Consider the following 14,042-nt stretch of genomic DNA (forward strand, 5'->3'; position numbering starts at 1 on the left):
CGCAAATTCAAGGAAACCGTGAATTTGCGTGTTTTTCATATTGAAAATTATATATTTATATTTAGCTCCAGTACTGCAATGCTAGTTGTTGTCCTTGCTGAATTTTTGCCCATTGTTCAGCTTCTGTAAGCTCATTGCCGCCATCGCAGGAAGCGAAACCACATTGGTGTGAAATGAACAAACGATCTTTGTCGATAATTTTAGACGCTTCATCAAGCATTTTAATAATGCGATCTTCATTGTCTAAAGTATTCGTTTTAGAAGATAATAGCCCTAATACAATTTCTACATTCGGTTTATCTTTGAAGACAGCGAGTGCTTCAATAGAACCTGCACGGTCATCATCCCACTCTAAGAAGAAGCGGTCATAATTCAGTTGTTTTAAGAAGAGGTTAGCGATTTTAACGTAAGAACCACCACCCATATTACGTGAGTCGTAGTTACCGCGGCAATTATGTGTCCACATTTTTAAACCTAAACGATGGCCCACTTCAATAATTTGATTATTTATCTCAATAAATTCAGTTGCTAACGCTTGAACTTCTTCATGATTAATTTGTTCGCCCGTAAATGGTGAATTCGGGTTGTCGTCAGCAAAAAGTTGCCATAAGCAATCATCAAATTGTAATATTTCTCCGCCAACTGCTGCATATTCTTCCACAAACTCTGTATACGCTTTTGCTAACGCTTGTTTTAAATCATCTTTTGTTTTATAAAATGCATCTGGTCCAAAATTATTCGAAAAAGATAACTCACCTAAAATATGGGAAGGTGACGGGATACATAGTTTTGTCTGGTGATCGCCGGCACTTTTCTTCAGTTTTTTATAGATTTCGATAAAGTGATGGTTTTTCCCGCTTAGTTCACCCGTAATGCGTAAACCGATGTCTTTGCGTGTTTCGTAGTGGGAATTGCCATCGAAGTCTTTAAAGAAATAACCATGATCTGCGATATAGCGATCGAAACCTTCAATACCCCAGGCAAAGTCTAAATGCCATAATGATTTCGAATGCTCGCCATCTGTCACAACCGTAATGTTATGTTCGATTTCTTTTTTTACAATGTCTTGAATAGAAGCAAGTTCAACTTGTTCATAGCCTTCAAAATCTTTATAAAAAGGGTATGTAATATCATCACGTTGTTCAATTTGTTTTTTATAATTTAATAATTCATTCTGTCTTAATAGACTGCCTACTATTTGAAATTTTTCACACATTTTCATTTCCTCCTTGGTCATACAACTTTTTAAGTTGGGTTAATCATACCATCGTGGAGGGTGGTATTTGAAACACGTAAAAAATATCAATCGGTATAGTTAAAAACTATAGCGGGAAGATACTTTTAATTCATCTTTGATCGTTTCTTTTAAATAATTGATATAGATTTCAGCGAGTTTACTAGTAGTCACATGTTTATGGACGATATATCCTACTGTCATTGTTTCATCGACTTCCAGAGGCAGGGAGCATATATTTTTATTCAATTCCTGACTAATGACTCCTGTTGAAATGGTATAGCCATTAAGTCCGATCAATAAATTGAAAAGTGTGGCACGGTCACTAACCTTAATATTTTTGGGGCGTGAAATGGTACTTAATATTTCCTCTGAAAAGTAAAAGGAATTAAATTCGCCCTGTTCAAAAGATAAGTACGGGTAGGCATGTAAATCCTCCAACGTAACAGATTTTTGCTGTGCCAGCGGATGTCCTATATGGATAAATACATGTGGTTTCGCTTCAAATAATGGATAGAACTCTAAATTGGCTTCCCTTAAAAATTTCCGAATGACCTTTTCGTTAAAATTGTTTAAATATAAAACACCGACTTCACTTTGTAAATTTTTTACGTTTTCTATAATCTCATACGTTCTCGTCTCACGAAGCGTAAATTCATATTCATCGCGGTCATAATTTTCAAAGAGGCGTACAAATGCACTCACGACAAAGGCATAATGTTGTGAAGAAACGGAAAAATGCTGTTGGGACGGCTGAACGTTTGCATACCGTTTTTCCAGAAGTTCCGCTTGCTCGACAACTTGCCGCGCATAGCCCAAAAATTCAGTTCCTTCAGCGGTGATAGTTATCCCTTTACTAGTCCGTAAAAAAATAGTAATGCCTAACTCTTGTTCAAGCTCTTTTAATGCGTTTGAAAGGCTAGGCTGGCTAATGAATAAGTTTTGGGCAGCTTTACTAATTGACTGGTTTTTTGCTACTTCAATTACATATTTAAGTTGTTGTAATGTCATAATAAAATCCTTTCTTTCTTCTAGAAGTAGTGTAGCAAATAGTACGCTGGATCTGCAAAAAGAAATCAATAAACAAAAAGCTACCGTTATTGGAAATCACGATAGCCTTTGAAGAGGGTGTCTCAATATTATGTTAGCTTCTCTTTTGCAAACAGTGGTTTGTTGTTTAACAGATGGAAATAGACGATACATGCAATGACAACACCGATTAAAGCAAAGGTGCTTGTTGTCAGCTGAATCGTGTAGATTTCCGCCAAGAATCCGATAATCAAGGTTAAAGTGATCTGCATCACACTTTCAATCAGCCCAAGAGAACTGCCGAACCGTCCCATCAATTCAGTCGGGATGGTCTGCTGGTAAAATGTCGCGTAGCCCGCATTGCTGAATGCCATAAACAGTCCGAGCAAAATAAACGCAGCGACCGCAATCATTAAATTAGATGAAAAATAAAATATAAAGTAGGAAAGTAACGTACATGTAAACCCGAGGCCGATGTACGAAACAAGAGACAGCTTTTTCACGAATCGGGCAGCCAAATAGCCACCGACAATGGCACCGATTCCTGTGATTCCTACAATGATGCCGTATACCGAATCCGTCACTTTATGAAAATCTTTTAAAAAAGACATTTCCTGGGAATCAAGTGAAAAGCAAATCATCAGTGCTGTTGAATATAAAACGAAAAATTTCAGCAGCGTTTTCCTTTGTGAGATAAATTTCCAAACAATGATAAAATCATCTCGGATAACAGCAAGTGTGAGTACCGTTGATTGAGTGGACGACTTGACCTCTTGATTTGGCAGCAAATACATCATAAATGCGCTAAACAAAAGCATAAACCCATTCACCAACATCGCCGTAGCGGTACTGCTCATGGCAATAATGGCACCACTTAAAGCAGGGCCGATCATAAAGCTCCCTGAACCGAGCATGCTGTTGATGGCATTAAAGCGCAGGCGATCATTTGGTAAAACAAGTTTTGTAATCATAAATGTGCTGCTTGGATTGGCAAAACAGACCGCGATATTGGCCAAAAAGATCAAACCGTAAATGAGCCAAATTTCCGAAAGCAGCGCCATCAAACAAACGATACCAGCGCGGAAAACATCACAAACAATTAAAATGATTCTTTTATTCGTTCTGTCTACGATGGAGCCTGCAAAAAAACTGCACAAAATGCGGGCAATCGGGCCAATGATATAGATGCCGGCAACAGCTGCCGGTGATTCGGTCAAATGCCAGACCGATAGATTGAGCGCGATCAAGTAAATCCAGCTGCCCAGTTTGGATGCGCCAAAACCGAACCACAAATAAAAATACTCTTTTCTTAACTCCAAATCATCACCCCCTTAACTGCTCATTCGCTGCCGTATTTTTTCACTTGCATATAATGCCTGCTTAAAGCAGTGGCTCGCCTGTTTATAGGCATGGAGCTGCTCGTAAAACTGTGCCCATAATGGAGCATAGAACAGAATCAGCGAATAATACTGTTGTTCGTTGAAATGCGGAAAAGCTTCATCCTCCAGCAATTTCAACCCGTGGATCGTATATTCAGTTTCAACCGCATACGCTAATAGTCTGCGCTGATAAATATGATGGGGAACAGTAAATTGCTGTTCTTCATAGCGTTTTAACAGTATATTCAACTGTTTGAAATCCTTCTGCGCAAAGCATGTGCGCATCCAGTTAATTGCTGAATGCAAGTCTTCATCGTAGTCATTTGCCGATTTATAATGTTTGGATGCTTCCATATAATTTTCCTGGCATTCGTAACAATACGCGATATTGTTATGCAGTGAGCTCCATTGCATCGGTGTTTGAATTGATGGGACATTCGCAAGCAAATTAAGCCCTGCTTCAAACTCCTTGAGCGCTTCCTGGAATCGATGTGAATCATTGAAAATCACACCCTTCATGGAGTAAAGCTTCAATTGAAATAACGGTTTATACTGATGGGTGAAAAACTGCTGTGCCAGTTCAACATGTTCGAGTGCCTTTTGTAACTTATAGCTTCGGTGATTTGCAAAAGCGATATGATAATGGTAGTTGGCGAGTTCAAATGGGTGGGTATTGGATAGAAGTTGCGCCAATTGATCGTTCTCTTCTTTAATGGACAACTGTTCAAATTCCTGAAAAGAAAGATGACCGAAAGCGGTAATCGCTACGAATAGCTGTGTAATCCGGTCTTTTTTCCAGCTGACGAACGGTTTGATTTCATTTAGTATTGTTCTCGCCCTATCATCTTCTTTTATCGAGTAAAGGAAACGAGCATATACAAGCTTTGCCATCAGCTGCTGTTCAAATGGCGGCTCATCGTTTTGCATAACGGTTAATTGTTCGATTTCACCAGCAGTAAACTCTGCATTCGACAATAATTTTTCGTATAACTGCTCCAAAAAAGTGGTTTGGCTTTTCAGTTGTTGTTCGAGTTTGTTGAAATCGATGCCCAAGTTTTCAAACAGCTGCTCATACATCGAATGTTCTGCAACAACGATTCCGTTTTCAATCCGGCTTAAATATGAAGGGGTACAAATGCCGAATGCAACGTCATCCTGTTTTTGCTTCTTTTTCTGGCGATAATATTTTAATAGCTTTCCCCAAGCTTGTTCATTGTTTTCCATAAAAACACCTCATAATTAGTTTATCAAATTACTAAGCAGGAATATTGCGAATTTTCTTTAGAAAGTGCACAATTAACGTTACGAAAATGGTAAACTTACACAAATCATTAAAGGTTTACATATTTTAATTGCATATTCGGAAATAGCTCTATATGATAAGAAAATAAAAAAGGGTTTATTGTTTTAAATGGGAGCTTAGATTGGAGAGATAGTAATGTTTTTTTATGAAGTAGATAATGAAATTCAATTAAAATTAATAACACAAAATGATGCAGAAGAAATCTTTGCTTTCATTGACCGTTCACGTGATTATTTACGTGAATGGCTTGGGTGGGTTGATAATACAAAAACTGTTGAAGATACACGCGATTTTTCTGCAATGAATTTAGAAAAATTTGCAAAGCGTGAAGGTCTGGATACAGCGATTTTTTATAAAGGGCAATTTGTCGGGAAAGTATCGATCAACACGATTAACTGGTCTCTGAAAAAATGCGAGATCGGCTACTTTTTAGATGAAGAATATCAAGGGGAAGGCATAATGACACGCGCTGTGAAAGGCATCATTGATATCGCCTTCAACGAATATAAGCTTGGAAAAGTCGAAATTCATGCTGCTGTTAACAATACGAAAAGTCGTCATATTGCGGAGCGCCTTGGTTTTATGCATGAAGGGACAATCCGTCAGGCGGAATGGCTGTACAATCACTATGTCGATCATGCGGTATATGGTCTTTTAAAAGACGAATGGGTTGGAGAATATTAATAACTGTTTTCGCCTCATCAGAAGTTCCTGATGAGGTTTTTTGTAGTTAAAATTATAATTTAATGAAACTTTTTCCATACTCACCCAGTATAGTAATTAGAATCTATTACATGTAAGTCATTCATGCCACTACATATAGCATCCAGGTACGCAAATAAATGCTTGTAATAGAAGAATTAGCAGAAAGCAGGTGTGGGCAATTGTCACAGCCAATTGTAGAAATTAAAAATTTGAACAAAACGATTAAAGGCAAACACATTATTAAAGACTTGAACCTGGACTTTTATCCGGGTCAGATCACTGGTTTTTTGGGACCAAATGGAGCTGGTAAAACAACCTCAATCCGCATGATGACGGGATTAATGTATCCTTCAAAAGGAGAAGTAATCATCGATGGGAAAAAGCTTTCGACAAATTATGAAGAAGCAATCAGTAATATCGGTGTAATCGTTGAAAACCCGGAAATGTATAAATATATGTCAGGGTATAAAAACTTGCAGCACTTTGCCCGTATGCATAAAGGAGTAACGAAACAGCGTATTGATGAAGTTGTAGCTCAAGTCGGTCTGCAAAATCGTATACATGAAAAAGTTAAAACGTATTCGCTAGGGATGCGTCAGCGCCTCGGACTGGCACAGGCGATGCTGCACCGTCCTAAGTTTTTAATTTTGGATGAGCCGACAAATGGTCTCGATCCTGCCGGTATCCGTGAATTCCGCATGTATTTGCGTAAAATTGCCGTAGAAGATAATGTCGCAATCGTTGTATCAAGTCACCTTTTATCCGAAATCGAGTTAATGGTAGACCGGATCGCGATTATCCAAAATGGTGAGCTGATTGATATTCGTGAACTGCAACATGTCGCGGCAGCACAATATTACATTGAAGTCGGTCAACCGGATCAGCTTCAGGCGATGTTTGAAGAGCCGTTAACTAAAGAGAATGGCGGCTATGTAGTCAATCTGACAAAAGAAGAAGTGCCTGCACTTATTCGTAAACTAGTTGAATCAGGCATTGATCTATATACGATCCAGCCGATTCAAAAACGTCTTGAAGATCAATTTATCGAGATGACAGGTGGAGGTGCAATCGATGCAATACGTTAAAAATGAATGGATTAAAATGTGGTCGCAAAAAAATGCATGGATCATGTGCGGTCTTTTAATTGTGTTAATCGTATTTGTTGCAGGGATGAACAAATATTATGATGTGGATTCAAGTACAAAAGAAGCACGCTTGGCAGCTAATGAAGAATTATTGGCACATCCGAAAGAAATGCTTGCTTCAGAAGATTTAATGCCGGAAGATGAGCAATATTTCAAGGAAGAAATTGCGATGATTGAATACCGTATCGCCAATGATTTACCACCATCAAATGCTATGACATTTACGGAACATATGGACTTATCGTTAACTTTGACAATTATGGTAACAGGCATATTTACTGTCGTTATTGCGGCAGGTATCGTTTCATCTGAGTTTGGTACTGGTACGATAAAAATGTTGCTGACTCGCCCTGTAGCACGATGGAAAATCTTACTTTCAAAACTTGTTGCATCGATTCTTTATGGTATTGCTTTATTTGCTTCGGGAATCGTTGTCGCTCTAATTGTCGGGATGGCATTGTTCGGTACCGACAGTGCAATTGCGTTATCGGTCGTTGATGGGCAAGTTGTACAGGAAACGGTAGAGAATACATTTGTTGAAACGACGCTTTATTCGCTTGGCTCGATTATTATGACAATCTTATTTGCATTCATGATCGGTACAATTTTTGGTTCAAGTACGTTAGCGGTAAGTTTATCGCTGTTTATCTTGTTAATGGGTTCTACAGCAACAATGTTTATCGCCCAATATGATTTTGCGAAATACATTTGGTTTGCGAATGATTTATCCTATTATGCACCGGGAAGTATGCCGATGATTGAAGGCTTAACGTTTACGTTCTCATTAATTGTCAATATCGTGTATGCGATTGTCTTCCTCGCGATTACATTCGGTTACTTTATGAAGCGTGACGTAACAGCTTAATACGGAAAATTTTTTAAAACAATTAAATATAGTAAAAAAATTTAATTTATGAAATTCCCCATTCCTTTATCTGTAAAGATTTAGGGAATGGGGAATTTTTGGTTACTGCTGTTTTGTATAAGGTATGTTGGAAGTAAATATCGGGAATTTATGTCTCTATTTAATAGTAACGGCCCGTTTTGGCGAAGCTAACGATAAAAGTTCCAATTATTTTAGAACTTATAAATTAAATTGAAAATAACAGAATTTCCTCTTATTTATTGGATTCAGCGTTTACCCCGGAACATTAATAATGTAGTAAAATAGTATTCATAACAATCTGCTCAGTAAAAGGAGGTGGGGAAAATGGCGGCGAGAATTATTTTTCATTTAGATATGAACAGTTTTTATGCTTCTGTCGAACAGGCTCATGATCCGAGTTTGAAAGGGAAACCGATTGCTGTTGCGGGGAATGCAAAGGAACGCCGCGGCATTATTGTAACAAGCTCTTATGAAGCCCGTGCAAAAGGGATTTATACGACGATGAATGTCGGGGAAGCAAAGCGAAAATGTCCTGAACTACTGTTATTGCCTCCTGATTTCCCAAAATACCGGGCAGCTAGTGCGGCAATTTTCTCCATATTGAGAAGCTATACTGATTTAGTGGAACCTGTATCAATTGATGAAGGCTACTTAGATGTAACGGAACGCTCGAAATCACAGCATCCGCTCCAGCTAGCCGAGGAAATTCAGCTGCGTATTTTACATGAACTTGATTTGCCGTGCTCGATTGGTATTGCCCCTAATAAGTTCCTCGCCAAAACAGCTTCCAACATGAAAAAACCGCTCGGAATTACGATTCTGAGAATTCGCGAGCTTCCGGAGCTTTTATGGCCCCAGGAAGTCGTGACAATGCATGGGGTAGGGGAGAAAACAGCGAAGAAGTTAAATACGTTCAATATTTTTACAATCGGTGATTTGGCGCAAGCGGATGAACGGCTGTTAATACGGAATTTAGGGAAAAATGGGGCTCGACTTATCAAACGTGCAAACGGCATTGATTCGCGGCCGGTTGACCCGAACGCTATATTTGATACGAAAAGCGTCGGGAATTCGACGACACTTCCAAGGGATGAAACCGAATATTATATTTTGAAAGAAACATTTGAAAAACTGAGCAGAAGTGTATCCGAACGTCTGAAAGTAAAATATTTGGCGGGGACAACGGTGACGATTCAAATACGCAATTTCGACTGGCAAAATGCTTCGCGCAGTAAAACATTGCGGAACGCCGTTAATCAGGCAGATGAAATATTTGAAATCGCGTGGAAACTGTTTACCGAAAACTGGGATGAAACACCTGTCCGACTGATCGGGATTACCGTTTCCAATGTTGTCGATCAATCCGAATTGACCCAGCAGCTCAGTCTGTTTAATTTTGAACAGCATATTAAAGATGAGCCGATTTTGGAACTTGTCGAAAATATTGAAAAGAAGTTCGGAAAAGGGACCATTAAACGCGGTGTCCGGGTGAAATCAAAAAGCTACGCATCAAAAACAAGCTTCAGCAAGGATTTTCTGGAGGATCATACAAAGTGAACGCAAGCTGAGTTAAAGTGGAAACTTTATACAGCTTGCAATGTTTAAATTCTCCGAAACTCATACATAGTATTATGAGAATAATTTTCATTTAGTGAGGTAACTACGAAAGACCCATGCTATAATAGGGTTGATATTATGCTTCAGGAGGACACTATGCGTATACATCCGATCCGGTTTTTACGAATAATGGGCTTACTCGATGGGATTTCGCTCATTACGCTATTACTTATTTCCATGCCGCTTAAGTATTTCGCAGATTTACCGCAATTTGTGACGGTAAACGGCAGCGTACACGGCGGTATTTTTATGGTTTATTTTCTCGCAATCGTCATCGTGCAACTGCGCATTCAATGGCATATCGGCTGGTCATTGTTAAGCGTGCTGGTCGCATTTATTCCATTTGGCAATTTTCTATTCGACTATCAACTGAAGAAAATGCAGCCATTATTACATACAAAGCCATTTCCGAAACATTGGCTCGTCTATGCCATCATTTTCTTCTCGTTTTTCGATCTGTTCGTCCAGCTGCCGATTATGAGTACATATGCATTATCGGTCGGCGCGACAACATTTATCGCGGGGATTGTCGTTGGTCTTTATTCATTTATGAATACATTCGGCAATATCTTCTCCGGTATTTTCACCGATAAAATTGGGGCATTCCGTATATTAGTATTCGGTTTGTTGACGTCTGCGATTTCGCTATTATGCTACCAGCTTGTCGATAATGCGACGGCACTTTTAATTGTCCGCTGTATTCACGGGTTTAGTAGCGGGTTTATTACTCCAGCAGCATTTACACTGCTTGCGAATATGCGTGCATCGAACGAACAGGGAAGCGGAAGTGCGGTTACAGGTTCGTTTGTCGGCATTGCGGCAATTGTCGGTCCTGCTTCAAGCGGTATTCTGGCAAGCAAAATTTCAGTGCCGAATGTGCTTGGAATCGTTGCACTGTACGGCATTGTTTTATTGGTTGGCCTGTTCGTGTTTTTACGCAAATCACCGTTACCAAAACGGAATAAGCAGCAGGTAACCGAAAAGTTGAACTGGAACAGCGGTATTTTAAAGGCATATGGCGGCGCATTTTTCCTTATGTTTTCACAAGGTGTTCTCGCGTATTTATTGCCGATTTACGTACAGGATTTAGGGTATGGCTCGCGAGTATCCGGTACATTACTAAGTGTATTCGGAATTGTTGCTGTCTTGATCTTTATTTTACCGACGAACAAGATTTTCGATTATTTGAATCCGCAAGTGACATTGTTCGTCGGAGTGCTATTACTCGGACTTGCTCAAATCGGCATCGGCCTGACAACGGAAATGTCATGGCTGTATGCAATACTTGCACTGTATGGCATCGGGTTTGCATTTTTATTCCCTTCTATTAATGCCATATTAATTGAAGCAACGACTGAACAGACTCGCGGGAAAGCATACGGCTATTTTTATGCGTTTTTCTCCATTGGAGTAGTCGCAGGGTCTTCACTATTAGGTGCACTTGATTTAGTAGGAACATCAGGCTTTGTCTTTACAGGAACATTATTGTTTAGTTTCTGTATCGTAGTTCTTTATTCATTTATGAAATCGGGTGCGGCATTCGTGAAAGTTCAGCATAAAGAAAAAATGCATCATTCATAAAAACACGGTTTTCCATTTTGAAAGAAATTTCTTTCTAATGCGCTTTAAACAATAGTCATGTATACTGGACTAGGTGATTTTTTAATGGGCGAATATGGAATCGAAAGGAATTATAATCATGGTACAATTACATTTAGAAGTATTAGAACGATGCAGTAAAGAAACAGAAGATACAATTACAGCGGAAAGTAATGCATTTGCATCAACACCAATCCACTATTTAAAGGACAATCAAGGTGAATTTATTTATGTGGAATGTGCACAATTCAACGATATTCGCATCGATGCGGTAGCACTTGAATTTGATGATGCATTTAATCTGTATACGGCATTATTCGGCTTGAAACTGCAAAAGAAACATGGTGAAGTAATTCGTCAATATTTGAAAGACAATGTGAAATCCGCGTTAGGAAGCAGCAGTGCAGCGTTCTCCGGTCAAGAAGGGCTTTGGGAACTGAACATTGCGTTCGACTGCATAGAAGGTTTCCATGAGAAGATGACGATTACTGAAGTTTGTGAAATGCTTTACCAATTTGTTGCGCAATTATTATCGAAAGTCGAGAAATAAATGAAGCAAAAATACTTATATAGTTTTACTTGGCAAAGAGATGAATATGAACTTTCACGTTTGGAAATGCGCACATTTTTTAACTTTCACGTGGAAGGAAATGTTCTAATTAGCCAAGAAAAAATAGAGCCGAGTCGTAGTCCGTATATGCGTTCAAGATTAACCGTATTCCATGAAGCGAGTTCAATAGAGCAGCTGATAGAAATGGCGGCACAGCTGAAGCTTGGACAAAAGACGTTCAAAATTCACTGTTTAAATAATAGTGATGATGCGATTAAGCCAAAACTTAACAGAGCGATTCGAAACGACTATATGATTCGCCTGAGCTCAGCAATCAATGCCGAACCGGAACTTGTTAAGCCGGACTTAGTATTGGGACTTGTTATTCACGAGGAGCGCTATTATTTAGGCGAGCTTACATACGGTGAAGCGGTTTGGCTAAAGCATATGCAAAAGCCTGAAATGTACTCTACTGCACTGAGTACACGGGATGCCCGTGCGATTGTCAATATCGCGGTACCATTTCCGGACGGATTAAAGGTGATCGATCCTTGCTGCGGTATTGGTACGGTGCTTGTGGAAGCAATGAGTATGGGCATTGCAATTGAAGGGCGCGACATAAATAAACGTGTTGTGTGGGGTTCCCGGATTAATCTTCGTCACTTCGGCTATGAACCGAATGTGGAAATCGGTCCAATTGAAGAGGCAAGTGAAGGCTATGATGTGGCAATTATTGATATGCCATACAATTTATTTACGCATATTACAGGTGAGCTGCAGCAAAGCATCATTACAAATGCCCGTAGGATCGCAAAACGGGTTATCATTGTGACAATCGAGTCGATGGACGATAAAATTCGTGAAGCCGGTTTAACAATTATCGATAGAGCCGTATTGAAAAAAGGGAAATTCGAACGCCAAGTTTTAATATGTGAATAGAAGAAACGTTTCAATTCAGTGTAGAACTGGATTGGAACGTTTTTTGTTTGACACTGCATTTTATACATGGTATATTTATCTCGAATTAAAGATAAATGAATTCGTGATAACAGGGAGGAGGGTACTTTATGAGTAAATATGACAAACAATTAAAAGCATTTACTGTTTTGCATCGGGCTCAAACTTCCGTTCAAGAAGCGACGAAAAAAGATATCCAGCAGCATGATCTGAATTTAACGGAATTTGCCGTGATGGAATTGCTTTATCATAAAGGAGATCAGCCTATTCAAATCATCGGTAAAAAAGTATTAATCGCAAGCAGCAGTATTACGTATGTCGTCGATAAACTGGAGAAAAAAAATCTCGTTGCACGTGTTGCCTGTCCGACAGATCGCCGTGTTACGTTTGTTTCGTTAACGGATGAAGGAAAACAGATGATTGAATCGATTTTCCCATCGCATGAAGAAAAGATTGCATCGATTTTTGATGTGTTATCGGATGAAGAACTGCAAAACTTAACAGACTATTTAAAGCGTGTGGGACACCATGCGGACAAACTTTAAAGTGATAAACAAGCATCGGGCTCGGTGCATTTTTCTTAAACTAATATCTCGATATCGAGAAAAATGGAGGCAATACAGATGAACCATATTAAAGGAATCCACCACGTAACAGCCATTACAAGCAGTGCAGAAAAAAACTATGAATTTTTCACATATGTATTAGGAATGCGACTAGTGAAAAAAACTGTCAACCAGGATGATATTCAAACATATCACCTGTTTTTCGCGGATGATAAAGGTTCTGCAGGAACAGATATGACATTCTTTGATTTCCCGGGAATTCCGAAAGGTCGTCACGGTACGGACGAAATTTACAAAACAGCTTTCCGTGTACCAAATGATGCAGCACTGGAATATTGGGTGAAACGTTTTGACCGTCTGAAAGTACAGCATGGAGGCATTAAACCATTATTCGGTAAGCAAACATTATCGTTCATCGATTTCGATGATCAGCAATATATGCTCATTTCAGATGAAAACAATGAAGGGATCGCTTCTGGTACACCTTGGCAAAAAGGTCCGATTCCATTAGAGTTTGCGATTACTGGATTAGGCCCGATTCATGTACGCGTTTCGAACTATGATTATTTCAAGGAAGTTCTTGAAAAAGTCTTAGTGATGCGTCAAACAGGCAAAGAAGATTCACTGCACTTATTTGAAGTAGGAGAAGGCGGAAACGGGGCATCTGTTATTGTCGAGCACAATACGGTATTACAGCCAGGTCGTCAAGGTTTCGGTACAGTTCACCATGCAGCATTCCGTGTAGAAGACACAGCCGTGTTGCGTGAATGGATCGGGCGTCTTGAAAGCTTCGGGTTCGGTACGTCAGGCTATGTAGACCGTTTCTTCTTTGAATCACTTTATGCACGTGTAGCGCCGGGGATTTTATTTGAATGGGCAACAGATGGACCAGGATTCATGGGCGATGAGCCATATGAAACAGTAGGGGAAATTCTTTCATTACCGCCATTTCTTGAAAGCAAACGAGACTATATTGAAAGTGTTGTACGTCCGATTGATACAGTACGCTCAACAAAAACTATCGAAAAAGAATACGAATAATACGACTATCAAAACGAGAATGGAGAATGTC

General features: G+C 39.3%; 13 protein-coding genes. 9 read left to right on the plus strand and 4 right to left on the minus strand.

The window, feature by feature from the left end:
* Positions 1-61: 61 nt before the first annotated feature.
* The 4 genes from B5473_RS14610 to B5473_RS14625 all read right to left on the minus strand — a co-directional run bounded on the left by B5473_RS14610 (position 62) and on the right by B5473_RS14625 (position 4,866).
* The gene (locus B5473_RS14610) at positions 62-1,216 is read right to left on the minus strand and encodes a cobalamin-independent methionine synthase II family protein (protein ID WP_079526415.1); all 1,155 of its coding nucleotides are present in this window, start codon (positions 1,214-1,216) and stop codon (positions 62-64) included.
* 99 nt (positions 1,217-1,315) lie between these two features.
* Positions 1,316-2,245, minus strand: a complete 930-nt coding sequence (locus tag B5473_RS14615) for a LysR family transcriptional regulator (protein ID WP_079526417.1) — start codon at positions 2,243-2,245, stop codon at positions 1,316-1,318.
* A gap of 128 nt (positions 2,246-2,373) precedes the next feature.
* The gene (locus B5473_RS14620; RefSeq protein WP_079526419.1) at positions 2,374-3,582 is read right to left on the minus strand and encodes an MFS transporter; all 1,209 of its coding nucleotides are present in this window, start codon (positions 3,580-3,582) and stop codon (positions 2,374-2,376) included.
* 12 nt (positions 3,583-3,594) lie between these two features.
* Complete coding sequence (locus B5473_RS14625) at positions 3,595-4,866, minus strand: sugar-phosphatase (RefSeq protein ID WP_079526421.1); 1,272 nt, start codon at positions 4,864-4,866, stop codon at positions 3,595-3,597.
* 214 nt (positions 4,867-5,080) lie between these two features.
* Here B5473_RS14625 and B5473_RS14630 point away from each other — a divergent pair, with 214 nt between their 5' ends.
* The 9 genes from B5473_RS14630 to B5473_RS14670 all read left to right on the plus strand — a co-directional run bounded on the left by B5473_RS14630 (position 5,081) and on the right by B5473_RS14670 (position 14,011).
* Positions 5,081-5,629, plus strand: coding sequence for a GNAT family N-acetyltransferase (locus tag B5473_RS14630; protein ID WP_079526423.1), 549 nt, complete (start codon positions 5,081-5,083; stop codon positions 5,627-5,629).
* Between the two features lie 200 nt (positions 5,630-5,829).
* On the plus strand, positions 5,830-6,735 hold the full coding sequence (locus tag B5473_RS14635; RefSeq protein WP_079526425.1) for an ABC transporter ATP-binding protein: 906 nt from the start codon (positions 5,830-5,832) through the stop codon (positions 6,733-6,735).
* Complete coding sequence (locus B5473_RS14640) at positions 6,722-7,660, plus strand: ABC transporter permease (RefSeq protein ID WP_079526427.1); 939 nt, start codon at positions 6,722-6,724, stop codon at positions 7,658-7,660. Before B5473_RS14635 ends, B5473_RS14640 begins: the two co-directional genes overlap by 14 nt.
* Positions 7,661-8,005: 345 nt before the next feature.
* On the plus strand, positions 8,006-9,238 hold the full coding sequence (locus B5473_RS14645; protein ID WP_079526429.1) for a DNA polymerase IV: 1,233 nt from the start codon (positions 8,006-8,008) through the stop codon (positions 9,236-9,238).
* Positions 9,239-9,394: 156 nt separating this feature from the next.
* Positions 9,395-10,879 carry an MFS transporter gene (locus B5473_RS14650; RefSeq protein ID WP_079526431.1) on the plus strand — a complete coding sequence of 495 codons (1,485 nt, stop codon included), beginning with the start codon at positions 9,395-9,397 and terminating at the stop codon, positions 10,877-10,879.
* A 118-nt stretch (positions 10,880-10,997) separates the two neighbouring features.
* Positions 10,998-11,447: a protoporphyrinogen oxidase gene (locus B5473_RS14655; protein WP_079526433.1), complete on the plus strand. Its 450-nt coding sequence runs from the start codon at positions 10,998-11,000 to the stop codon at positions 11,445-11,447.
* Between the two features lie 66 nt (positions 11,448-11,513).
* Positions 11,514-12,386, plus strand: a complete 873-nt coding sequence (locus B5473_RS14660; protein WP_254865330.1) for a TRM11 family SAM-dependent methyltransferase — start codon at positions 11,514-11,516, stop codon at positions 12,384-12,386.
* A gap of 128 nt (positions 12,387-12,514) precedes the next feature.
* Positions 12,515-12,949: a MarR family winged helix-turn-helix transcriptional regulator gene (locus B5473_RS14665; RefSeq protein ID WP_079526437.1), complete on the plus strand. Its 435-nt coding sequence runs from the start codon at positions 12,515-12,517 to the stop codon at positions 12,947-12,949.
* 78 nt (positions 12,950-13,027) lie between these two features.
* Complete coding sequence (locus tag B5473_RS14670; protein ID WP_079526439.1) at positions 13,028-14,011, plus strand: ring-cleaving dioxygenase; 984 nt, start codon at positions 13,028-13,030, stop codon at positions 14,009-14,011.
* Positions 14,012-14,042 lie beyond the last annotated feature (31 nt).

The sequence above is a fragment of the Solibacillus isronensis genome (assembly GCF_900168685.1).
GTDB lineage: Bacteria > Bacillota > Bacilli > Bacillales_A > Planococcaceae > Solibacillus > Solibacillus isronensis_A.